The 21,686-nt window shown below is 73.4% G+C and carries 21 protein-coding genes and 2 tRNA genes; 9 read left to right on the top strand and 14 right to left on the bottom strand.

Annotated features, from left to right (window positions below):
* The 3 genes from VIU94_RS08390 to VIU94_RS08380 form a co-directional block, all read left to right on the top strand.
* Positions 1-627, top strand: a 627-nt coding sequence (locus VIU94_RS08390; RefSeq protein WP_331909183.1) for a helix-turn-helix transcriptional regulator, incomplete at its 5' end; no start/stop codon positions are given.
* A 118-nt stretch (positions 628-745) separates the two neighbouring features.
* On the top strand, positions 746-2,011 hold the full coding sequence (locus VIU94_RS08385; protein ID WP_331909181.1) for a sensor histidine kinase: 1,266 nt from the start codon (positions 746-748) through the stop codon (positions 2,009-2,011).
* Positions 1,990-2,643 carry a response regulator gene (locus VIU94_RS08380; protein ID WP_331909179.1) on the top strand — a complete coding sequence of 218 codons (654 nt, stop codon included), beginning with the start codon at positions 1,990-1,992 and terminating at the stop codon, positions 2,641-2,643. Before VIU94_RS08385 ends, VIU94_RS08380 begins: the two co-directional genes overlap by 22 nt.
* A 53-nt stretch (positions 2,644-2,696) precedes the next feature.
* Here the strand turns inward: VIU94_RS08380 and VIU94_RS08375 are convergent.
* Positions 2,697-2,770 (bottom strand) — tRNA-Lys (locus VIU94_RS08375).
* Positions 2,771-2,839: 69 nt separating this feature from the next.
* Positions 2,840-3,598, bottom strand: coding sequence for an IclR family transcriptional regulator (locus VIU94_RS08370; RefSeq protein ID WP_331909177.1), 759 nt, complete (start codon positions 3,596-3,598; stop codon positions 2,840-2,842).
* 274 nt (positions 3,599-3,872) lie between these two features.
* On the opposite strand from VIU94_RS08370, the gene VIU94_RS08365 reads away from it, so the two are divergent.
* Together VIU94_RS08365 and VIU94_RS08360 are read left to right on the top strand one after the other, a co-directional pair.
* The gene (locus tag VIU94_RS08365; protein ID WP_414720909.1) at positions 3,873-4,982 is read left to right on the top strand and encodes an LLM class flavin-dependent oxidoreductase; all 1,110 of its coding nucleotides are present in this window, start codon (positions 3,873-3,875) and stop codon (positions 4,980-4,982) included.
* 273 nt (positions 4,983-5,255) lie between these two features.
* Positions 5,256-6,950 (top strand): glycosyl hydrolase family 18 protein, encoded by a 1,695-nt coding sequence (locus VIU94_RS08360; protein ID WP_331909175.1) that lies wholly within the window; start codon positions 5,256-5,258, stop codon positions 6,948-6,950.
* A 139-nt stretch (positions 6,951-7,089) separates the two neighbouring features.
* On the opposite strand, the gene VIU94_RS08355 is transcribed toward VIU94_RS08360, so the two are convergent.
* The gene (locus VIU94_RS08355; RefSeq protein WP_414720908.1) at positions 7,090-8,847 is read right to left on the bottom strand and encodes a putative bifunctional diguanylate cyclase/phosphodiesterase; all 1,758 of its coding nucleotides are present in this window, start codon (positions 8,845-8,847) and stop codon (positions 7,090-7,092) included.
* 498 nt (positions 8,848-9,345) lie between these two features.
* Between VIU94_RS08355 and VIU94_RS08350 the strand changes: the two genes are divergently transcribed.
* Entirely contained in the window at positions 9,346-10,620 is a 1,275-nt protein-coding gene (locus VIU94_RS08350) for a M6 family metalloprotease domain-containing protein (RefSeq protein ID WP_414720907.1), read from the top strand.
* Positions 10,621-10,678: 58 nt separating this feature from the next.
* Here VIU94_RS08350 and VIU94_RS08345 read toward each other — a convergent pair.
* The 8 genes from VIU94_RS08345 to VIU94_RS08310 form a co-directional block, all read right to left on the bottom strand.
* Positions 10,679-10,752: transfer RNA gene (locus VIU94_RS08345), tRNA-Lys, on the bottom strand.
* Positions 10,743-11,339 carry a bifunctional DNA primase/polymerase gene (locus VIU94_RS08340; protein WP_331909171.1) on the bottom strand — a complete coding sequence of 199 codons (597 nt, stop codon included), beginning with the start codon at positions 11,337-11,339 and terminating at the stop codon, positions 10,743-10,745. The genes VIU94_RS08345 and VIU94_RS08340 overlap by 10 nt, the downstream gene beginning before the upstream one ends.
* 145 nt (positions 11,340-11,484) lie before the next feature.
* A complete protein-coding gene (locus VIU94_RS08335; RefSeq protein ID WP_331909169.1) occupies positions 11,485-11,838 on the bottom strand; it encodes a DUF8844 domain-containing protein in 354 nt (117 codons plus the stop codon).
* A gap of 88 nt (positions 11,839-11,926) precedes the next feature.
* Positions 11,927-12,124, bottom strand: a complete 198-nt coding sequence (locus tag VIU94_RS08330) for a hypothetical protein (protein ID WP_331909167.1) — start codon at positions 12,122-12,124, stop codon at positions 11,927-11,929.
* Positions 12,121-13,458, bottom strand: a complete 1,338-nt coding sequence (locus tag VIU94_RS08325; protein WP_331909165.1) for an AAA domain-containing protein — start codon at positions 13,456-13,458, stop codon at positions 12,121-12,123. The genes VIU94_RS08330 and VIU94_RS08325 overlap by 4 nt, the downstream gene beginning before the upstream one ends.
* Complete coding sequence (locus VIU94_RS08320) at positions 13,455-15,044, bottom strand: hypothetical protein (RefSeq protein ID WP_331909163.1); 1,590 nt, start codon at positions 15,042-15,044, stop codon at positions 13,455-13,457. The genes VIU94_RS08325 and VIU94_RS08320 overlap by 4 nt, the downstream gene beginning before the upstream one ends.
* Entirely contained in the window at positions 15,035-16,171 is a 1,137-nt protein-coding gene (locus tag VIU94_RS08315) for a hypothetical protein (protein ID WP_331909161.1), read from the bottom strand. Before VIU94_RS08315 ends, VIU94_RS08320 begins: the two co-directional genes overlap by 10 nt.
* Positions 16,104-16,985, bottom strand: a complete 882-nt coding sequence (locus VIU94_RS08310; protein ID WP_331909159.1) for a phosphatase PAP2 family protein — start codon at positions 16,983-16,985, stop codon at positions 16,104-16,106. The genes VIU94_RS08315 and VIU94_RS08310 overlap by 68 nt, the downstream gene beginning before the upstream one ends.
* A gap of 168 nt (positions 16,986-17,153) precedes the next feature.
* Here VIU94_RS08310 and VIU94_RS08305 point away from each other — a divergent pair, with 168 nt between their 5' ends.
* Positions 17,154-17,750, top strand: a complete 597-nt coding sequence (locus VIU94_RS08305; protein WP_331909157.1) for a histidine phosphatase family protein — start codon at positions 17,154-17,156, stop codon at positions 17,748-17,750.
* A 20-nt stretch (positions 17,751-17,770) separates the two neighbouring features.
* On the opposite strand, the gene VIU94_RS08300 is transcribed toward VIU94_RS08305, so the two are convergent.
* A complete protein-coding gene (locus VIU94_RS08300; protein ID WP_331909155.1) occupies positions 17,771-19,054 on the bottom strand; it encodes an NsdA family TPR-like regulatory protein in 1,284 nt (427 codons plus the stop codon).
* A 225-nt stretch (positions 19,055-19,279) separates the two neighbouring features.
* On the opposite strand from VIU94_RS08300, the gene VIU94_RS08295 reads away from it, so the two are divergent.
* The gene (locus VIU94_RS08295; RefSeq protein ID WP_414720906.1) at positions 19,280-19,810 is read left to right on the top strand and encodes a hypothetical protein; all 531 of its coding nucleotides are present in this window, start codon (positions 19,280-19,282) and stop codon (positions 19,808-19,810) included.
* A gap of 60 nt (positions 19,811-19,870) precedes the next feature.
* Complete coding sequence (locus VIU94_RS08290) at positions 19,871-20,737, top strand: spermidine synthase (protein WP_331909153.1); 867 nt, start codon at positions 19,871-19,873, stop codon at positions 20,735-20,737.
* Between the two features lie 35 nt (positions 20,738-20,772).
* On the opposite strand, the gene VIU94_RS08285 is transcribed toward VIU94_RS08290, so the two are convergent.
* Both VIU94_RS08285 and VIU94_RS08280 read right to left on the bottom strand, forming a co-directional pair.
* Positions 20,773-21,111 carry a DUF6422 family protein gene (locus tag VIU94_RS08285; RefSeq protein WP_331909151.1) on the bottom strand — a complete coding sequence of 113 codons (339 nt, stop codon included), beginning with the start codon at positions 21,109-21,111 and terminating at the stop codon, positions 20,773-20,775.
* Between the two features lie 100 nt (positions 21,112-21,211).
* Positions 21,212-21,686, bottom strand: a 475-nt coding sequence (locus VIU94_RS08280; RefSeq protein ID WP_331909149.1) for a hypothetical protein, incomplete at its 5' end; no start/stop codon positions are given.

Below are 21,686 nucleotides of genomic sequence, written 5' to 3'. Positions count from 1 at the left end.
CGGCTGCGCCGGCGGGTGCGGACACTCCAGGCGTACACCGTGGCCGTGCCGGCCGACCGTCCGGCCCCGACCGTCTCCGCGGACGTCCTGACCGCCGTGGTGTCCGCCTGCCGCGACCTGGAACAACTGCGCTTCGACTACCTGGACCACGCCGGAGCGCCCACCCGCCGCATCGTGGAGCCGCATCGGGCGGTGAACTGGGGACGGCGCTGGTACCTGGTGGCCTGGGACGTCGAGCGCCAGGACTGGCGGACCTTCAGGATCGACCGGATCCGGCCCCGCACCCCGACCGGACCGCGCTTCGCCCCGCGCGAACCGCCCGGCGGCGACCTCGCGGAGTACGTCTCCCGGCGGGTGTCGAGTGCGGCCTGGCGCTACCGGGCGCGGGTGACCGTCCATGCCCCGGCGACGGCGGTGATCGAGCGGATCAACCCCGCGGTCGGCACGGTCGAGGCCGTCGACGCCGACAGCTGCGTCCTGACGACAGGCGCCGACACGGTGCAGACCCTCGCCGTGTATCTGGGCATGCTCGACTGCGACTTCGACGTCACCGAGCCCCCGGAGCTGGTCGCCCACCTGCGCGGGCTCGCGGACCGCTACACCCGCTCGACACCGCCGGTCCGTTGAGGCGGCGGACGCGAGAACCGCAGCGGCCTCCCCGGCCCGCGGGGTAGGGCCAGGCATACCGTCGGGACGCCCGCCAGGGCCATCGTGCTGCCCCGGATCGGCCGCATACCGTGGCCGCATGGAAGTCCGCACGCCCTGGCAGGCGCTCACCCGGCCGCTCGCGTACCCCCGTTCCGTCTGGCCCTGGCGGTCCGCCGGGTATCTCGCGAGCAGCGTCGTCACCGGGCTGCCCGCGCTCGTCGTGCTGGCAGTGCTGGTGCTCTTCTCCGTCCTGCTCGTCGGGCTGCCGTTGCTTCTGCTCGCCGGCGTCGCGCTCGGCGGCGTCGAGCGGCGGCGGCTGCGGATCGCCGAGGTCGCCCCCGCCGCCGACCCGCACCGGGTCCCGGACGTCCCCGGGCTCGGCGCCTGGCTTCGCGTCCGGGCGCGGGAGCAGGCCACGTGGCGGGAGCTCGCGTACGCCGTGCTGCACGCGACCGTCCTGTGGCCGCTCGACCTGCTGGCCATCGCGGTCTGCCTGGGCCTGCCCGCGGCTCTTCTCAGCGCCCCCGTCCGCCTCGCCCTCGACAGGCAGGAGACCAAGGTCGTCAAGGCATACCTCGTCACCTCCTACCCCCAGGCCTTCGCCGCCGCCCTCCTCGGCGCCGTCCTCCTCCTCGCGCTGCTCTATCCCCTCGCCGCCCTCGCCGGCGCCCGCGCCGCCCTCACCCGCGCCCTGCTCGCGCCCCGCGAGACCGAGCTGCGGGACAGGATCGGTGAGGTGACCCGGTCCCGCGCCCGGCTCGTCGACGCCTTCGAGGCCGAGCGCCGCCGCATCGAGCGTGATCTGCACGACGGCGCCCAACAGCGCCTCGTCGCCCTCACCATGACCCTCGGCCTCGCCCGGCTCGACGCCCCGCCCGGCAGCCCGCTCGGCGACCAGCTCGCCAAGGCCCACGACGAGGCCGGCCAGGTCCTCACCGAGCTGCGCGAGCTGATCCACGGCATCCACCCCCAGGTCCTCGCCGACTTCGGCCTCGGCGCGGCCCTCGCGGACGCCGCCGACCGCTCCGCGGTGCCCGTCGACACCGACCTCGACCTGCCCCGCCTGCCCACCGCCATCGAGTCCGCCGCCTACTTCGCCGGCTGCGAGGCCCTCGCCAACATCGGCAAGCACAGCGGCGCGACCAAGGCCCGGCTCACCGCCCGGTACGACCCCGGACCCGCCCGCCTCACCCTCCTCGTCCAGGACGACGGGCGCGGCGGCGCCGACCCCGACCGCGGCTCCGGGCTCACCGGACTCGCCGACCGCATCGCCGTCCTCGATGGCACACTGACGATCTCCAGCCCGTCCGGCGGTCCGACCCTGATCCGAGTGGAGATCCCGTGTCCTCCTCCCTCCGCGTAGTCCTGGCCGAGGACAGCGTCCTCCTGCGCGAGGGGCTGATCGGGCTGCTCGCCCGCTTCGGCCACGAGGTCGCCGCCGCCGTCGGCGACGCCGAGGCGCTGCGGGACGCCGTCGCCGCGCACGACCCGGACATCGTGGTCACCGACGTTCGGATGCCGCCCGGCTTCCAGGACGAGGGGCTGCGCGCCGCCGTCGCGCTGCGCGCCGAGCGCCCGGCCCTGCCGGTGCTCGTGCTCAGCCAGTACGTGCAGCGCAGCTACGCCACCGAACTCCTCGACGCGGGCGACGGCACCGGCGTGGGCTATCTGCTCAAGGACCGGATCGGCCAGATCGAGGAGTTCCTGGACGCGCTCACCCGGGTCGCGGCCGGCGGCACGGTCGTCGACCCCGAGGTCGTACGGCAGCTCCTGCGCCGCCGCCGCGACCCGCTCGCCGCGCTGACCCCGCGCGAGCGCGAGGTGCTCGGCCTGGTCGCCGAGGGGCACTCGAACGGCGCGATCGCCCGCCGCCTCGTCGTCACCGAGGCCGCCGTCGGCAAGCACATCGGCAACATCCTCGGAAAGCTCGACCTCCCGCCGGCCGACGACACGCACCGCCGGGTGCTGGCCGTGCTCGCCTACCTCCAGGCGTAGACGCCTGCGCAACGAAGAAGCCCCTCGCTTCCGCGAGGGGCTTCTTCCGTCTGTGCGCCGCCAGGGACTCGAACCCCGGACCCGCTGATTAAGAGTCAGCTGCTCTAACCAACTGAGCTAGCGGCGCGTGCTGACAGAGTTAATAGTACCTGGTCCGGAGGGGTGCCCCGGACCACCCTCCTCAGATCGCCGCTCCTCAGATCGCCAGCGACAGCACGACCGGCGCCGCCCGCCGGTTCAGCGCGTCGGCCGCCGCGCGCAGCCGGTGCGCGTGCTCGATCGGCAGGGAGAGCGCCAGGCAGCCCACCGCCGAGCCGGCGGTCAGCGGGACCGCCGCGCAGACCGTGCCCACGGCGTACTCCTGGAGGTCGAGGACCGGGACCGACGCGGGCTGGCTGTCCAGCTTGGAGAAAAGGACCTTCTCGTTGGTGATCGTCCGGGAGGTCAGCCGGGCGATCTTGTGGCGCGAGAGGTGGTCGCGGCGTCCGTTCTGGTCCAGCTGGGTGAGCAGGCACTTGCCGACCGCGCTGGCGTGGGCCGCCGAGCGGAAGTCCACCCACTCGTTGACCGCGGGCGTGCGCGGCCCGTCCGCGAACTGGGTGATCTTCACCTCGCCGTCGATGTACCGGCTGATGTAGACCGCCGCGCCCACGGAGTCGCGCAGCTCGCGGAGGGTCTCCTGGAGCTTGAGCTCCAGGGCCTCGCGCCGGGTGGCCCCGGAGCCGAGCAGGACCAGCGAGTCGCCGATGACGTACGCGCCGTCGGCGACCTGCTCCACGTACCCCTCGCGGCGGAGCATGAGCAGCAGGGAGGACAGATGACCGACGGGCAGGCCGGTCTCGCGTCCGATCTGGACGTCCGTGACACCGCCCGCGTGCCGGGCGACCGCCTCCAGAACACGCAGGGCGTACTGCACCGAGTGGAACGGTGCTGTGGGCTCGGGCATCAGCGCCACGGTTTCCCCCTACCAGGTTGTGACCGCAAGCTTCCCTACCACGATAGCCGCCAAGCGCCGCTTCTCGGGCGGCTGTTGGCGAGATTGATGCGTACCACCAGCCCCGTACGCTGGGGGGCATCACTCTGGCATATGCCATGGGCATGATTTTCGGCCAAAGGCGGGGGTCAGCGCGGCGCCGGCCGACCCATGGAATAACCGGAGACACCCTCCTGTTACCTGCTGCGGTACGTGTCCGTCATGCGCAGGAGGACTCTCAGAGGTGAGCGACAACGTGAGCGACCAGGTGGGCGACCAGGGAAGCACGCAGGAGAGCGACCACGCGGGCGACCCGATCCGGGGAGTGGCGCGCGGGAGCTCGTCCGTCCCGCTGTCCGTCCTGGACCTGGTGACCGTCGGCAGCGGCCGCACCGCCTCGCAGGCGCTGGCCACCAGCGTGGAGATCAGCCGTCTCGCCGAGCGGCGCGGCTACCACCGCCACTGGGTGGCCGAACACCACTCCATGCCCGGGGTCGCCTCCTCCTCACCCGCCGTGATCCTCGCCCACCTCGCCGCCCACACCGAGCGCATCCGGCTGGGCTCCGGCGGGGTGATGCTGCCCAACCACGCCCCGCTGGTGATCGCCGAGCAGTTCGGCACCCTGGAGGCGCTCGCGCCGGGCCGGGTCGACCTCGGGCTCGGCCGCGCGCCGGGCACCGACGGCGCGACCGCGGCCGCGCTGCGGCGCAGCGAGCGGCTCGACGAGGGTGCGGACGAATTCCCGCAGCAGCTCTCCGAGCTGACTCGCTTCCTGGACGACGACTTCCCGGACGGGCACCCGTACGCCCGCATCCACGCCGTGCCCGGCCCGGTGCAGGGCCCGAAGGGCCGGCCGCCGATCTGGCTGCTCGGCTCGTCCGGCTTCAGCGCCCGGCTGGCCGGGGTGCTGGGGCTGCCGTTCGCCTTCGCCCACCACTTCTCCGCGCAGAACACGATCCCGGCGCTCGACCTGTACCGGGACTCCTTCCGCCCCTCCGAGGTGCTGGACGCGCCGTACGCGCTGATCGGCGTCTCGGCGCTGGCGAGCGACGACGAGAAGGAGGCCCGCCGGCAGGTGCTGACGGGCGCACTGTCGATGCTGCGGCTGCGCACCGGCCGGCCGGGGCTGATCCCGACGCCGGAGGAGGCGGAGGCGTACCGGTTCAGCGCGCTGGAGCGGGAGTTCGTGGACTCCTGGCTCGGGAACGTGATCCACGGGACCGCGGACGAGGTCCGGTCGGGCCTGGACGGGCTGCGGAAGCGGACCGGCGCGGACGAGCTGATGATCACGGCCAACGCGCACGGCGGGGAGGCGCGGGTGCGGAGCTACGAGCTGATCGCGGACGCGTACGACCTGCCGGCGTAACGGCGGCGCACGGCGCAACGGACGTAACGCCTGGGTTTCCGCCGCTGGTTGGTTCATCGCCGAACGACCTGGCACACCCTCCCTAAGTGAACCTTAAACCGCTCGTCACCTGTGGTGGCGAGCGGTTCCGTTTTCTGCTGCACGTCTCTGACAAGGGCGTTCTCCCGCGAATTGGTCTAGTCCTCAATTTGGTTCAGACCATTGACGCGCTGTTCACGCGGCCGCTATCACTGCTCCAACTCCTGTACCGCGTACCCCCCTCGGAGGCCGCACGTGCACCCCCGCAAACCCCTGATCGCCGCACTCGTCAGTACGGCCCTCGCCGCCGGCGCGCTCGCCGCCACGGCCGCCCTCGGCTCCGCCCAGGCCGCCGGCGCCGCGCCCGCGGCCTCCTCGGGCGGCGTGAAGATCGCGTACTACGACCAGTGGAGCGTCTACGGCAACGCCTTCTATCCCAAGCACCTGGACACCCGGGGGATCGCGGCCAAGCTGGACGTCATCAACTACTCGTTCGGCAACATCCACCCGACCGACCTGACCTGCTTCGAGGCCAACAAGGCGGCCGGCGACGACGCCAACCCCAACGCCGGTGACGGCGCGGGCGATTCGTACGCCGACTACCAGCGGTCCTTCTCGGCGGCGGACAGCGTGGACGGCGTGGCCGACAAGTGGGACCAGCCGATCGTGGGCGTCTTCAACCAGTTCAAGGAGCTGAAGGCGAAGCACCCGCAGCTGAAGATCAACATCTCGCTCGGCGGCTGGACGTACTCCAAGTACTTCTCCGACGCCGCCAAGACGGACGCGAGCCGGAAGAAGCTCGTGGCGTCCTGCATCAAGCAGTACATCGCCGGTGACCTGCCGGTCGAGGGCGGCTACGGCGGTCCGGGCACGGCGGCCGGGATCTTCGACGGCATCGACATCGACTGGGAGTACCCGGGCTCGCCCGACGGGCACCTCGGCAACCACTACGCCGCCGAGGACAAGCAGAACTTCACCCTCCTGCTCGCCGAGTTCCGTGCGCAGCTCGACGCGTACGGGGCGGCGCACGGCGGCAAGAAGTACCTGCTGACGGCGGCGCTGCCGGCCGGCCAGGACAAGATCAAGAACATCGAGACGGACAAGATCGGCGCGTACCTCGACTACGCGAACATCATGACGTACGACATGCACGGCGCCTGGGACGGCGACGGGCCGACGTACCACCAGTCGCCGCTGTACTCGGGCGCGTCGGACCCGACGGACGTCATCAAGCCGGGCACGGAGAAGTACTCGATCGACAACGCGATCGACTCCTGGATCGACGGCAAGCCGGCGTACGGGATCGCGGGCGGCTTCCCGGCGAACAAGCTGACGCTTGGGTACGAGTTCTACTACCGAGGCTGGAAGGGCGTTCCGGCCGGGACGAAGAACGGCCTGGCGCAGCCGGCCACCGGCGCGTCGGCGGCCCGCCCGGTCAGCCAGCAGGCGGGCATCGCGCACTACAAGGAGCTCGGCGGCATCGTCGACAACCCGGCCACGACGTTCTGGGACGACGAGGCGAAGTCGGCGTACTTCTACAAGGACGGCGAGTTCTTCACCGGCCTGGACAAGCGGACGATCCAGGCGCGGGCGGACTACGCGCACCAGCGCGGCCTCGCGGGCGCGATGATGTACTCGCTGCTGGGCCTGGATGCCGACGCGACGCTCTTCAACGACATCGTCACCGCGGTCGGCGGCTCCCCGAGCACCCCCACGCCCACCCCGACGAACCCGACGCCGACCCCGACCCCGACTCCCACGAACCCGACGCCGACCCCCACCGACCCGGCGTCCTGCACGGCGGCGGCGTACGTGGCCGGCACGGTCTACACCGCGGGCAACGAGGTCTCCCACAAGGGCCACAAGTGGAAGGCCAAGTGGTGGACCCAGAACGAGGAGCCCGGCACCACCGGCGAATGGGGCGTCTGGCAGGACCTCGGCGCCTGCTGACGACCTGACGCCCGATCCCCTGACCCGACCTCACACCTGCCCCCCTGACCGACCTCACCCCTGATCCACTGCCCCCGCTCGGATGTCCCTCCGGCCGGGGGCAGTTCCATGTCCTTGGGCCGGACCGTGCCGGACCGTCTCAGACCGGCAGCGGCGTGATGCCGATCAGCTCGGCGATGCGGTCCGGCGGGACGGCGCGGGAGTAGAGCCAACCCTGGCCGGTGTCGCAGCCGATGCGGCGCAGGCGGGTGGCCTGGCCCGACGTCTCGACGCACTCGGCCGTGACCGTGAGGCCCAGGCGGTGGGCGAGTTGGACCAGGGCCTCGACGATCAGTTCGTCCGCCGGGTTCGCGTGGGCCTCGTCCTGGAAGCCCCGGACGAAGGAGCCGTCCAGCTTCAGGACCGAGACCGGCAGGCGGCTGAGGTAGGCGAGGTTCGAGTAGCCGGTGCCGAAGTCGTCGATCGCGATCCGCACGCCCATGTCGCTCAGCGCCTGGAGCGCCTGGAGGGGCCGGCCCGCCGAGCCCATCACCGCGGACTCCGTCAGCTCCAGTTGGAGCAGGTGCGGGGCCAGGCCCGTCTCCGCGAGGATGCCCGCCACGTCCGCGACCAGGTCCGAGTCCCAGACCTGGCGCACCGCCACGTTCACGCTCACGAACAGCGGCCGCTCCCGCGGATGGTCCTTCTGCCACTGCCGTGCCTGGCGGCACGCCGTGCGCAGCACCCACCGGCCCAGCTCGACGATCGAGCCGTCCTCCTCCGCGATCCCGACGAACCGATTCGGCGCAAGTGTCCCGAACTGCGGGTGTTTCCAGCGCACCAGCGCCTCGACCCCGCGCACCGCCCCGTCCGCCATGTCCACCAGCGGCTGGTACTCCAGCGCGAACTCCCCGCGCTCCACGGCCGGTCGCAGCGTGGAGGAGAGCGCCTGCCTGGTCATCCGGTGCGCGTTGCGCTCCGGGTCGAACAGCGTCCAGCGGGCCTTCCCGTCCGCCTTCGCCCAGTACAGCGTCGTGTCCGCGGCCTGCATCAGGCCGGTCGCCGTCGTCCCGTGCGCCGCCCGTTCGACCACGCCGATCGACGCCGAGACCGACAGCCGCTGCCCGGCCAGGTCGAACGGCTGCTGCAGTGCGCAGAGCACCGACTGCGCCAGATCGGCCAGTTGCTCCGTGCCGGTCGAGTCCTCCACCAGGATCGCGAACTCGTCCCCGCCGAGCCGCGCCACCAGGTGTCCGCCGCTTCTCGTGTACCCGTCGTTGTCCGCGCACTCGGTGAGGCGTGCGGCCACCGCGGCGAGCAGCCGGTCACCGACCCGGTGCCCCATCGTGTCGTTGACCGCCTTGAAGCCGTCCAGGTCGAGATAGCAGAGTCCGATTCGCCCTGTTCCGCCATGCCCGTACGACTGATGCGATTGATGCGACTGATGCGATTGGTGTGACTGGTACGCGGGGTGCGACGGGTGCGCCGTGTGCGAGGGGGACGACTGGTGCGCCGCCGTCTCCAGTGCCACCGCCAGCCGTTCGAAGAACAGCGTGCGGTTCGGCAGCCGGGTCACCGGGTCGTGCATCTGTAGATGCCGCAGCCGCGCCTGGAGTTCGCGCCGGTCGCTGATGTCCGCGATCGACAGCAGCACCCGCCCGCTGTCCGCTGCCGGCGCGACCGTGACCTCCGCCCACAGCGACCGCCCGTCGGGGTGCTTGAGCCGCCGCGTGCAGCGGAACCGGGACCGCCGGCCGCGCAGGACCTCGTGGTACGCGTGCCAGGTCCGGCCGTCCGACGCCAGGTCGACGAGGTCGGCGGCGGCCTGGTCGTGCAGCGAGCCCGGGTCCGTGCCGAGCAGCGAGGCGAGCGCCTCGTTGGCTGCCACCACCACGCCCTCCTCGTCCACCACCGCCATCGCCAGCTGGGCCACCCGGAACGCGGCGCGGTAGTCGCGCAGTTCGGACTCTCGGCGGCGGAGGTCGGCCGACTCCTCGACCAGGACGTCGTGATGACGCTCCGTGATCAAATGGGCGGTCCCCGGCGCGGCGGAGAGCGGTACGTGTGCCGGTCCTTCGGAGGTTCCGCTCACCGCTCGCTCCCGCAGTGCAGTCGTTTCCGTACAGGTGTGTTCGGGGGGTCGGCCTATGGAAAGTGTGCCGATCATAGAGGCTGCCGACGCGGCCCTTCCAGCTCCGAACGGGCAGTGGACGCCGTCCGCTGTTGTGAGTATGCCCACGGCTCAGGCCGCCCGATCGTTTCTGCACGGGTGTGACACGCGGACTGCGACGACGTGACCGAATGTGACGTTCGGTGAGTCCGGCGCGTCGACCGGCGCGCCGCTCACTCACCCGACTGGGGGACCGAAAAGGGGCGAAATCTCAGAAAACATCACAAGGTGGTTGAGGTGTCCCGCATGCCGCAGCCGGAGGTCTACGTGGAGGGTCAGCAGACACCCGAGGGAGTGGAACGTCCGCGGCTGCGTGCCGGCGGGGCGGCCTTCACCTCCCTCATGGCACTCGCCGCCACCGGGCTCGTGGCGGGCCCCGCCGTGGGCGCGCCCGCGGCCGGCCCGTGCGCCCTCCCTCGTACCGCCGTCCACCACTCCCTCGGCCTGGACACCTGGAACCCCGCCTACCCCAAGCCCGCCCGCTCCCTCGACGCGGTCATGCTCTTCCTGTCCTTCCCGGACGCCGCCCCGCTGCTCTCGCCCGCCGAGCTGGCCGCCGACCACTTCCCGGCGACCGGCGACTTCTTCGCGCGGGCCTCCTACGGCCGGTTCGCCCTCCGCCCGCACCCGCTCCCCGCGTGGATCGAGATGCCGCGGGACTCCACCGCGTACGACATACGGCGCGACTGGGCGACGGACAAGCGCACCGCCTATCTGCGCGACGCGCTCGCCGCCGCCGACGGCGAGGTGGACTTCTCGCGGTTCGACATCATCTACCTCGTCGCCGACCCGGACGCGCCCGGCGTCGACTCCGACGCCACCAAGGTCGTCAACCTGGACAGCCCGCTCACGGTCGACGGTACGGAGGTCAAGCGCGTCGTCACGGTCTTCGAGCGGCACCCGCCGGACCGCAACGTCCTCGCCCACGAGACCGGGCATGTCTTCGATCTGCCCGACCTCTACCACCGGCCGGTGGACGGCAAGGGCGACTGGGACACCCATGTCGGGGACTGGGACGTCATGGGCAGCCAGTTCGGCCTCGCCCCGGACCTCTTCGGCTGGCACAAGTGGAAGCTGGGCTGGCTGGACCGGCGGCAGGTGCACTGCGTGCAGACCACCGGGACCAGCCTGGTCAGCCTGGACGCGATGGCCGCCGCGCCGGCCGCGGGCGGCTCGGTCGGCACCCGGCTCGCGGTCGTGCGGACCGGCGAGGACTCGGTGCTGGCGATCGAGGCGCGCAGCGCGACCGGCAACGACGCCGACACCTGCACCGAGGGCGTGCTGGTCTACCGGGTCCGGGCCGGGGCGGCGTCCGGCGACGGCCCCGTCGAGGTCCTGGACGCCCATCCGCGCACCGAGGCGTGCTGGGACCGCTCGGTGTACCCGCCGCTCGCGGACGCCCCGGTCGCCGAGGGCGAGACGTTCACCGTGCCCGGGGAGGGCGTGCGGGTGGAGGTCGCGGACCGGTCGCCGGGCGGGGCGTGGACGGTGAAGATCACGGTCCCGGAGAAGGCGGACTGACGTGATTCAGGGCGCAACGAAGAAGCCCCCCGCTTCCGCGAGGGGCTTCTTCCGTCTGTGCGCCGCCAGGGACTCGAACCCCGGACCCGCTGATTAAGAGTCAGCTGCTCTAACCAACTGAGCTAGCGGCGCTTGCTGACGTCGTAGACCTTAGCATCCTGATCGGCGGGAGGAAAAATCGAAATCCGCACGTCGGCGGCGGAGGCGCTGCGGACCGCCCGGACACAGGCCCACAGCAGGACCTCCGGGCCGGGGAGCCAGGGCTGCCGGGTGTCGGGGGCGACCAGCCAGCGGGGGCCGCCGGCGGGCGACGGGGTCAGCGGGGGGATTGTCACCGCGTCGCCCACGCCGTGGCAGAGCAGCGGCGGGACCGCGTCGCCCCACTCCTCCCAGGCAAGGAGCGACGGCAGGCGATGCGCCGTGCCGGGGGCGGTGAACAGCAGCATCCGGCCGCGGTGCTCGGCGACCGGTCCGGAGCCCGGGCCGTCCTCCCAGAGCCGGTCCAGCATCCGGCGGCCGAAGATCGACGGCACGTTGACGACGTCGAAGACCGTGCCGCAGGGCAGGACGACCGGCGCGGTGGGGCGGGTCTCCCAGAGGGAGAGCGTGGAGCGCGGGTACGCCGCGGCGGACGCGAGCCAGTCCGCCCCGGGCGCGGTGACCTGCGCAGTGTGGTGCCGGCCCTCGTCACGGAGCAACGCGAAGATGTCGGTCGTCATGAAGAAAGGTCTACCGGGAGTGACGATCCGGTTCCGCCGGGTTGCCGGAAACCGGGACGGGGCGGGGCGCGGGGGAGTATCTTGCGCCCCGGCATATGCCAGGGCTACGCGCCAGAGGCCGGGGCCGCCGAGGCCGCGGCCCCGGTCAGTCCTCGGTGGGCTTGCCGCCGGTACGGATCAGGTCCTGGCCGAACTCGACCATCTTGCGGGCGTAGTCCGGCGTCCACTCCGCGCGCTCCGCGATGTCCGCGTCCGTGAGCCGGTCGAACCGGCGCGGGTCCGCGAGCTGCGCGGCCGCGATCGCCTGGAACTCGACCGCGCGGTCCGCCGCCGCCCGGAAGGCCATCGTGAGCTCCGTCGCCCGGGCCAGCAGCTCCCGCGGGTCCTCTATCGACTCCAGGTCGAAGAAGTGCTCGGGGTCGGCGGTGGCCTCGGCAGGCTCGAAGATCAGCGGTGCGGGCCGGAGCCGCCGCTGCTCGCTCCGCTCGGGTTCCGCCATATGTGGTTCCTCCTCGCAAACGCACGGCCCGAACACCCGGGCCGCCTTCCATTCTCCCGCGCCCCGCAAGAGGGCGTGCGCCGCCCCGTCACGGCGACCAGGACACGCGGTGTTCGCTCAGGTGGGAGAGGACCGCGTGGTTCGCCTCCCAACCGTCCGGACTGCATCCTTCGGCCGCCTCCGGCGGCGTGCCGGACTCCGTCCGGCGGGACGGGGCGGCCCCGCAGAAGCTGCCCCACCGGTTGCCGTGCGCGGTGTTGCGGGAGCCCGCCGGCCCGGGGCTCACGGGGACCAGCTCACGCGGTGTTCGCCCAGGTGGGACAGGACCGCGTGGTTGGCCTCCCAGCCGTCCGGGAACTTCACCGTGACGCCCAGCTGGACCGGCTCGGTCGAGGGGTGTTCGTCCAGGAGGTCGGCGACGCCCGCGCGGCAGACCACGATGCAGGCGTGGCGGTGGCGGGAGGCCAGGACGCACAGGCGGCCCGTCTCCAGGTGGAAGGCCGTCGCGTCGGGGCGGCCCGACAGGGGGTGGAGGACGACCGTCACGTCGTACTCCCGGCCCTGCAGTCGGTTCGCGGTGTCCACGGTGACGCCCGCGACGCCCAGCTCCGCCAGGGCCGCCCGTACCGCCGCCGCCTGATCGCGGTGGGCCGTGCCGACCGCGATCCGGTCGGGGGTCAGCGGGGTCGGGTCCGGATCCCGTTCGCTCACCGCCGCGCCGCCCCGGTCCAGGAGCCGCCGTACCACCAGCGCCACCGCGCGGACCGCCTCCGGGTCCGTACGCGGCGTGTGCCGGGCAGGCAGCTCCAGCAGGCCCCAGCCGGACTCCGCCGCCTCGTCCAGGACCCGGTCCGGGGCCGAGCCGTCCGACGGCACGCCGAACGCCAGCCGCCGGTCCCCGTGGTCCGTCCCGCTGCGGAACGGCGTGTACGGGTAGAACGCGTCCGACACCAGCGGCGCCGCCGACGCCGGCAGCCGCCACGACACCGGCAGCCGGTGCTGCGGCAGCTCCGGATTGTGCGCGAGCAGCGTGGAGACCGCGCTCGCCGACGGGTCGTACGAGAGCCCCGCCCACTGCTCCGCGCCCACCACGGAGAACGGGTCCAGCTGCCCCGGGTCGCCGACGAACAGCGCCCGCTCGAACAGCCCCGCCACCGCGAGCAGCGCGTCGGAGCGCATCTGGTACGCCTCGTCGACGATCGCGTGGGCCCACGGCTCCACGTTCTTCACGTGCGCCCACTTCGCGGCCGTCGAGATCACCACCGGCAGCCCGGCCAGGTCGCCCGCCTTCGCGGACTTCCGCACCTGCTCCAGGTCGTCCAGCGCCTTGTCGTACGGGTCGCCGTCGTTGGAGTGCAGCCGGCCCACCTCAAGGCCCGGCTCCTTCTCCGCGAGCCGCAGTACCAGGTCGTCCACCTGCGCGTTCGTCTGCGCGACCACCATCAACGGCCGTCCTGCCGACGCCAGTTCGAGTGCGGCGCGGACCACGAGCGTCGACTTGCCCGCGCCCGGCGGGGAGTCGACGACGACGCCGCGCGCGTCCCCGTGCAGGGTGTCGGCGAGGATCTCGCGGGTCGCCTTCGCGGCCGCCGCGGAGGGGTCCAGAACGTCCGGGCTCACAGCAGGTCCTCCGCGGTCACGGCGTCGGGCAGTTCGGCGACGTCGGCGCGCGGGGGACCGCCGTGCGTCCAGGGCGTCTCCTCCGGGTCCGGCAGCTTCGCGCCCACCCGCTGCTCGTGCTCGAACAGCGTCCAGGCGATCCGCTCGCCCTTCTCCGGCACCGAGCCCTCCGCCGGCTCCTTGCCCCGGCCCATCTTGTCCAGGATCCGCAGCACCAGCGAGCCGTCCTCCTGGCGCCCGACGAACTGGGCCGACTGCGGCTTGCCGTCCAGCGAGCGGAACACCTTCACGCCCTCGCCCAGATGCGGCCGGTCCTCCGTGCGGACCGTGAGCAGCGGCCGGGGCGCCGGGCGCTTCGACTCCGACCAGGCCATCGTCACCTCGACGACCTCGGCCGTGAACGCCTCCCCGGACAGCCGCCGGCCCGCCAGCACCAGCGGGTCGTCCAGCGCCTCCTGCGCCTCCAGTTGGCCCTGCGCCTGCTCGCGCGCGGCCAGCTTCCGGGCCGCCGTCACCGCGTCGTCCCGGCGCGGCTGCGGCGGCTCGCCGGCGGTCACCCGGTCCCGGTGGCCGGTGAACGACCAGCGGTCCCGCGTCCAGCGGTCCGGGACCCGCGCCCCCTCCGGCAGCTCCCGGAGCAGCTCGACCGCCCGCCACACCGCGTCCCATGTCGGCTTCAGCTGGGCGGCGATCAGCCGGCGGATCTCCCGCTCGGCCCGGTGCAGCTCGCCGAGCCGCTCGTCCGCGCTCGCGCCGTCCTCGGCCGCGCCCAGCGCCTGCCGGGCCCGGTCGTACCGCTCGATCGCCGGCGCGAGCAGCCGGTTGTCGAACGCCGGGTCCGTCGCCGGACCGGCCGGCGGGCAGAGCAGCTGACCCGCCGCGTCCCGCCCCAGTTCGGCCCGCAGCGCCGCCTCCGCGCCCGACTCCCCGTCCGGCGCGTCGATCCAGGCGAGCAGCGCGCCCAAGTGCTGGTCCTCCAGCGACGACTGGCCCGTCGCCCAGTGCCGGTTCAGCAGGTCCGTCGCCGCGAGCAGCAGCGAGGAGCCGGGCACCCGGGCCCGCTCCCCGAAGTGCGTCAGCCAGCGGCCGAGCAGCGGCACCCGAGGCGGCGCGGGGAACGGCGTCTCCGGGTCCTGCTCGGCCGTCCGCCGGAACCGCGTCGACCGCCCGAGCAGCCGTACGTACTCGACGCCGGCCCGGCTCGGCACGATCAACTGCGGTGCGTCCGCGCACAGTTCGACCTCGACCTTGACCTTCTTCCCGGTCTCCGCGTCGGTCTCGTTCTTCTCCACCGCCTCGACCGCGTCCGCGAACGAGTCGACGTACGGCAGGATCTCGTCGGCCAGGTCGGCGAGGAACGCGAACCGCAGGTCCCGGTCGCGCGGCTGCGGCACGACCAGCAGCCGCGGCTCCTCCGCGTCCGTGCCGACCAGCGCCCCGAGCGGAGCTCCCGCCTCGCCGGCTGTCGTCAACGGGACGAACACCAGCGGCCGTTCGGCCACGTACCGGTGGCGCACGGTCGCCAGCGGCTGCGCGCGGCCCGCCTCGACGGCCTCCATCCGGGCCAGCGTGGAGATCAGCGACATGCGACCGCCTCCAGCGCCTCGGCTCGGAGCGCCCGCGCCCGCCGGACCGCCGTGACGGTCGGATCCTCGGCCTCGTCCGCGGCCTCGGCCCCGACCGAGCCGCGCGCCGCTTCCAGTACCGCCCCGATCGTCGTCAGCCCGCCCAACTCGCCCCGCACCGACCGGCCGAGCACCTCCACCGCCCCCGCGCACCGGGCCCGCTCCCGGCAGTGGAAGGCCAGCTCGCAGGCGGCCAGGCACTCCGGCGCGTACGCGTGCGGCACCGCCTCCACGGCCTCGGTCAGCTGCTCCGCCGAGCAGGTCTCCACGTCGAACGTGAGCCCCTCCGGCAGCGCCGCCGCGATGTCCTCGATCCGGGTAAGCCGGGCCAGCTGGCGGCGGGTCACCGCCACCTGCTTGCGCACGTCGACCGCCGAGGCCGTCGGCAGGTTGGAGAAGTCCTTCGGGCACACCAGCAGCACCGAATGCGCCACCCGCGCGCCCTCGGTGACCGCCGCGATCCGCTCCAGGGCCAGCACGTACACGGCCGCCTGCCGGGCCGCCGCGCCGACCTTCGCCGCATCCGCCGAACCGTCGATCATCGGGAAGGACTTGATCTCGACGACCGTCCACCGCCCGTCCGGACGGACCACCACCGCGTCCGGCTCCAGGAAGACCGGCGAGCCCGCGACCTCCAGGGCCAGCAGCGGGTGGTCGAGCAGCGTCCACGCCCCGGCCTCGGCGGCCTCCCGCAGCGCCAGCGACGTGCGCGCCGCCCGGCCCTCCGGTCCGGCCGCCGCCAGGTCCGGCACGTGGACCTCGGCCGCGTCGTCGATACCGAGCAGCCGCAGCAGCTCCCGGCCGCCGTCCGCCTTCACCTTCGCCTCGAACGCGTTGCCCCGCATGATGGCGAACTGGGACTGCCCGTACGCCGCCGGGGACCCGAGCTTCGACGCCAGCACGGTCTTGTCGACCCCCGCGCCGTCCAGCAGCGCGCGCCGCCGGCAGCCGGGGTTGGCGGCCAGCGCCGCCAGCGCCCGCGCGTCCATCGGACGCGGCACGACGGCCGGTCCGCGCAGCTCAGCGAGCTTGTGCCGGAGTGTCGTTTGAGGAGCTCGGTGCGCTCCGCTGGCCAGGGATTCGCTCACCCGCGGAAGTGTCGCATCCGCCACTGACAATCGGGGAGCGCACCGGCGGCGCGCTGCCCGTGATGCGGAGCCGCAGCCGGTCCACGCCCCGCATGAACGGGGCCGCGAGCAGCAGCCCGAGCCCCATCACGGCCGCCCCGGCGACCGCGTCGAGGAAGTAGTGGTTCGCCGTGCCCATGACCACGATCACGGTCAGCAGCGGGTAGGCGACGCCGAGGGCCTTGACCAGCGGCGTACGCCCGTACCGCCACAGCATCACACCGCACCACAGCGCCCAGCCGACGTGCAGCGAGGGCATCGCCGCGTACTGGTTGGTCAGCCCGCCGAGGCCCCGCGGCGCGCTCGCCTCGCCGCCCCACCAGCCGTACGCGCTGAACTGCGCCATCGTGTCCACGAATCCGTGGCTCACGTCGAGCAGCCGGGGTGGGCAGGTCGGCAGCAGCGTGAAGCCGACCAGGCCGAGCAGCGTGGAGAGCATCAGCCAGGTGCGGGCGGCCCGGTAGCGGGTCGGGCGGCGGCGGAACAGCCAGACGAGCACGGCCGGGGTGACCAGGTAGTGCAGCGAGGCGTACGCGAAGTCGGCGGGTATGCCGAGCTCCGGGGTGGCGGTGAAGAGGCGGTTGAGTGGGCTCTCGGCGTTCAGGTTGAGCAGCTTCTCGATCCGCAGGATCGCCAGGCCGTGGTCGACGGCGGTCTGCACGTCGCCGCGCGCGAGCAGCCGGCCGCCCGAGTACGCCGCGTACACCACGACGAGCACCAGCAGCTCGCTCCACCAGCGGGGCCGGCCCCCGTGGGCTCCTTGCGGCAGCGGCATCCGTACGTCCCCCCGAGGTGCACTGATCCGAATCCCTGATCGGTCCTGACCTCTGGGGGACGCGAGGGACGGGGCGGAGGTTGCCCGGATGTGGACGCCAGTTCGTGTGCGGGATGATGGACGTACGCCTTCGTGGACCCATTCGAGGACATTCAGGGAGAAGCCTTCATGGCACCGCGCATCCTGCTCGCCCGTCACGGCCAGACCGAATGGTCGCTCCTGGGCCGGCACACCGGCAGGACGGACATCCCGCTGCTCGACGAGGGCCGCCGCGGCGCGAAGCTGCTCGGCGAGCGACTGCACCGGGGCGCGTGGAACGGCCTCCCCGGCGTCGAGATCCGCACCAGCCCGCTGGTCCGCGCGGCCGAGACCTGCGAGCTGGCCGGCTTCGGCGAGCGCGCCGAGCGCTGGGACGCGTTGATGGAGTGGGACTACGGCGCGTACGAGGGGCTGACCCCGCCGCAGATCCAGGAGCGCGCCCCGGGCTGGCTGCTGTGGCGCGACGGCGTGCCGGAGGGCGAGACCCGCGCGGACGTGGCGGCCCGCGCGGACGAGGTGGTGGCCTGGGCGCGCTCGGCGGACCGGGACGTCCTGGTCTTCGCGCACGGCCACATCCTGCGCACGATCGCCGCCCGCTGGCTGGGCGAGGACGTGTTCTTCGGCTCCCGGATCAAGCTCGACCCGACGAGCCTGTCGGTGCTCGGCTGGCAGTACGGCGCGCCCGCGGTGGAGCGCTGGAACGACACCGGGCACATGGAGGCGTAGGCCCCGTACGCCCGGCCCTGCTACGACGAGGCGAGCGCCTGCCGGGTCGTCTCCAGCATGCGGCGGATCCGGTGCGACTGGACGCCGTCCAGGGACGCGAGCACCCGGCGGGCCTCCTCCGCCGCCTCGTCCGACCGGCCCGCGCGGGCCAGGTCCGCGGCGAGCTGCGCCCGGTACAGGGCGAGGTTGCGGGCGAAGTGCGGGTTCTGCAGGACCGTCGCGCGGTGCGCGTGCCGGGCGGCCCGGCCGTGCTCGCCAAGCGCCGACCAGCACTGGGCCTCCAGCGCCTCCAGCTCCGGCTCGCCGAAGAACGACATCCACTCCGGGTCCGCGTCGCAGGCGCCCTTGGCGAAGTACGTGTGCGCCCGGCCCAGCGCCTGCTCGCAGGAGGTCCGGTCGCCGAGCCCCGCCCAGGCCCCCGCCTCGCGCAGCGACAGCAGCGAGTGCAGCCGCGCCGACGGCACCGCGGCGGCCGCGCGCAGACCGGCCTGCGCCGCCCGGACCGCCTCGCGGAACCGGCCGCCGTCGCGGGCCAGGAACGAGGTGTTGCAGAAGGCGTGCGCCTCCAGGGCCGGATCGCCGGCCACCCGCGCGGTGGCCAGGGCCTCCGCGTAGTGCGAGCGGGCGTCCTCGTGGCGGCCCGAGTCATGGGCGAGCCAGCCGACCGAGAGGGCCAGTTCGCCGGCGCCCGACTGCAGCCGCTCCTCGGTCGAGCGGCGGCTCGCGCCGCCCGCGTCGAGCAGCGCGTACGCGGCCCGCAGTGGCTGGGCGGCGACCTTGTACAGCCCCTCGGCGCCGTGCCGGTCGTCGAGCAGCCGAATCTGCCGTACGGCGTCCTCGACGGCCCTGACCTCGGCGTCGCCGATCCTGTGCGGGGCCCGAGGGGCGGGGATCGCGGCGGCGGTGCCGCCGAGTCCCAGCGAGGCGGCCGCCACGGTGGCGGTGCCGCTCGTCATGAATGCGCGACGCAGCACGTCGCTCTCCTCATCGTTCCGGGTGGAGAGGGCGGGCGGGGGCGCACCGGCCGCGACGGTCGTCCGTCGCCCGCGTACCGCCTCCCGAGCCGCGAAGCCCAGGTCCGCCAGGGTCAGACCGGGGAACATGTGCCGGAACACCCGCTCGTACGCGTAGTTGGGGCAGCGGATCTCTCCGGCCTCCACCCGTCCGATGTAGCGGGCGTCGCAGGCGACCTGCTCGCCGATCTCCCGCGCCGCCCGGCGGACCGCGGCGGCGAACTCCGCCGGCGAGTGCTGTCCGCGGAGTCTGCGGAAGGCGAGATTGGGAACTGCCCGTGACGTCGCCATGGCCGAGCCCTCTCCTGGTGCTGCCGGTGTTCCGGCGGGGCAAGAACGTACCTGCTGTGGCCGGTCGCGCACGCGGTGTTTGGCTACAAACGGGATATCTCCCCCGCGATCTGCCATGAACTGCCATCCTTTGCGGCGGCGTGCCGCCGTAGCCGTTGACGGGTACGGGCGTTGAACCATGCGGAGAGACGGAACGTGTCTCCTCTGGCACGAGGAGGGGATCCCTTGTTGGAGACCGGCATGGAGATCAGCCCGCGGACCGAGACGCAGACAGTTCAGACGACGGGTCCGACGACAGTTCAGACGCCAGTTCAGACGACGGGGTCGACGACCGTTCGGTCGACGGGTCAGACCACCGCGTCGACCGGCCCTTCGCCCGACGCCAGCGCGTCGCACGGCGAGCCCTGCGACCTGGTGACGGTGCCGGTCCGGCAGGGCCTGGAGGCCGTCGACATCCTGCGCCGCGGCGGCGCCCCCGCGGTCGGCCCGGTGCTGCACGACGGGACCTGCGACACGCTCGGCTTCCTGGTGCCGCCCGGTACGGCGGAGGGCTGGGACATGCCGGGCAGCGCCTGCACCCAGACCGACGGGCGCGGCCTGCGCCTCCCCGAGATCCCGGCCCGCGAGGACGCCGCCGCCCCCGCCGACTGGCTGCTGCCGCCCGGCGACACCGGCCCGGTGACGGACCCGGCGGTGCTGCGCGAGGCGCTGGGCGAGGCGGCCCGGCTGATCGAGGCGGCGGACGGCTGCCACTGACAGCGGGCGGCTCCCACTGACGGCGGGCGGCGGTCTCTCCGGGAGGCCGATAATGGACAGGTGGCAAGGAACAAGCAGCGCGACCGGGCGACCGCGGTCGGCCCCGTCGTCGAGACCGTCGACGGGGGCCTCGCCGAGCTCATACCCGACCGGGAGCGCCCGCGCGGCTGGACGCTGCTGATCGACGGCGCCCCGCAGTCGCACGTCGACCTCGACGACCCGGCCCATCTCTCCTTCGAGTACCAGCGGCGGCTCGGCCACATCGTGGACCTCGCCGCGCCGCCGAACCGGCCGCTCCAGGCAGTGCACCTCGGCGGCGGCGCGTTCACGCTCGCCCGGTACGTCGCCGCGACCCGGCCCCGCTCCACGCAGCAGATCGTCGAGCTCGACGGATCGCTGGTCCAGCTCGTCCGCCGCGAGCTGCCGCTCGACTCCGGCGCCCGGATACGGGTCCGGTCCACCGACGCCCGCGCCGGGCTCGGCAAGGTCCAGGACGGCTGGGCCGACCTGGTCGTCGCCGACGTCTTCAGCGGGGCGCGCACGCCCGCCCACCTGACCAGCACCGAGTTCCTCGCCGAGGTCCGCCGGGTGCTGAGGCCCGGCGGCTTCTACGCGGCCAACCTGGCCGACGGGCCGCCGCTCGCGCATCTGCGCGGCCAGATCGCCACCGCCGCCGCCGTCTTCCCCGAGCTGGCCTTGACCGCCGACCCGACCGTGCTGCGCGGCCGCCGCTTCGGCAACGCCGTCCTGCTCGCCTCCGACGTCCCGCTGCCGGTCGCCGAACTGACCCGCCGCGTCGCGAGCGACCCGCACGCCGGCCGCGTCGAGCACGGCCGCGCCCTGACCGACTTCACCGGCGGCGCGACCCCGGTCACCGACGCGAGCGCCAAGCCCTCGCCCGTACCGCCGGCAGCGGTCTTCCGATAGGCCGGATCCGGCAGGCCGGCTTCAGGCCGGCCGGCTCAGATCTCGACGTGGTCCGACTCCGGGTGCCCGCAGACCTGCATCCCGGGTGGGCTGCCGACGTCGGGGACGGTGGAGTCGAACCACTTGCCGATGCAGAAGGTGCTGTCGGGACCCTTGAAGGCGCGGCAGCCGCAGGTGTGCGGTGTCGGCGGGTGCTCCAGCTCCGCCATGCAGGGCCTGCCGACGAAGTCACGCTCCCCGGGCGTCAGCTCCGCCCCCGAGTCGCGGATCATCGTGGCGGCCTTCCGCCGGGCGTCGATGAGCAGCGTCATGGCCTCTGCCAGCACCCGGGCCTGCTCCTCGGTCCGGTCGATCCGCTTCTCGTAGTCGGTCACGGGCCCTCCTCGGAGTCGTCGAGGCTGCCGTCGTACCAGAGCCCCCGGGCGGCCCGGGCGCGACGCGCGCGCGTTCGGCGGGAGGATGCCCGGACGGACGTCAGCGGTCGTCGATCTCCACCCGGGGCGCGCTGTCGTGCCAGACGCAGAAGACCGACAGCTCGCGGCCGTCACGGGTGAAGGTGACCCGGATCCAGGTCGGCTGCTTCCAGACCTGCATCTGCCAGCCGGCGGACGGGGTGGCCGTGACCAGCTCCGCCGAGGTGTCGCCCAGGTCGAACACGACCCGGCCGCCGTCCACGGCGTAGCTCTTCACGCGTCCGGTGTCCGGCTTCGTCGTGGCGGTGGGTCTGCGCGGCGGCGCGGACGTCGGAGGCTTCGCGGGGGTTTCCGGGGTCCGCGTGGCCGAGGGGGTGGGGCCGACGGGCCGCCGCGTCGACGAGGCCACCGGCGTGCTCGGCTCCCCGGCCGGCGTCACCGCGCCTGCCGGGATGGGCAGCGCCTGGGGCGGGTCGTACGCCGTGCCCGCCATCACGGTGTGCACGCCCCACCACGAGAGCGTGACCGCCGCGCCC

It is taken from the genome of Streptomyces sp. (genome assembly GCF_036566765.1).
Taxonomy (GTDB): Bacteria; Actinomycetota; Actinomycetes; order Streptomycetales; family Streptomycetaceae; genus Streptomyces.
Note: the sequence above shows the minus strand (reverse complement) of the source record. Positions and strands in the feature narration are given on the sequence as shown.

What these genes read in the sequence shown, in the direction of transcription:
- VIU94_RS08355 (WP_414720908.1), bottom strand. Translation starts at nt 8,847, where the DNA reads ATGGCGGTGGTGGACGAGGAGGGCGTGGTGGTGGCAGCCAACGAGGCG.
- VIU94_RS08300 (WP_331909155.1), bottom strand. Translation starts at nt 19,054, where the DNA reads ATGGCGACGTCACGGGCAGTTCCCAATCTCGCCTTCCGCAGACTCCGC.
- VIU94_RS08305 (WP_331909157.1), top strand. Translation starts at nt 17,154, where the DNA reads ATGGCACCGCGCATCCTGCTCGCCCGTCACGGCCAGACCGAATGGTCG.
- VIU94_RS08385 (WP_331909181.1), top strand. Translation starts at nt 746, where the DNA reads ATGGAAGTCCGCACGCCCTGGCAGGCGCTCACCCGGCCGCTCGCGTAC.
- VIU94_RS08320 (WP_331909163.1), bottom strand. Translation starts at nt 15,044, where the DNA reads ATGTCGCTGATCTCCACGCTGGCCCGGATGGAGGCCGTCGAGGCGGGC.
- VIU94_RS08350 (WP_414720907.1), top strand. Translation starts at nt 9,346, where the DNA reads ATGCCGCAGCCGGAGGTCTACGTGGAGGGTCAGCAGACACCCGAGGGA.
- VIU94_RS08310 (WP_331909159.1), bottom strand. Translation starts at nt 16,985, where the DNA reads ATGCCGCTGCCGCAAGGAGCCCACGGGGGCCGGCCCCGCTGGTGGAGC.
- VIU94_RS08335 (WP_331909169.1), bottom strand. Translation starts at nt 11,838, where the DNA reads ATGGCGGAACCCGAGCGGAGCGAGCAGCGGCGGCTCCGGCCCGCACCG.
- VIU94_RS08340 (WP_331909171.1), bottom strand. Translation starts at nt 11,339, where the DNA reads ATGACGACCGACATCTTCGCGTTGCTCCGTGACGAGGGCCGGCACCAC.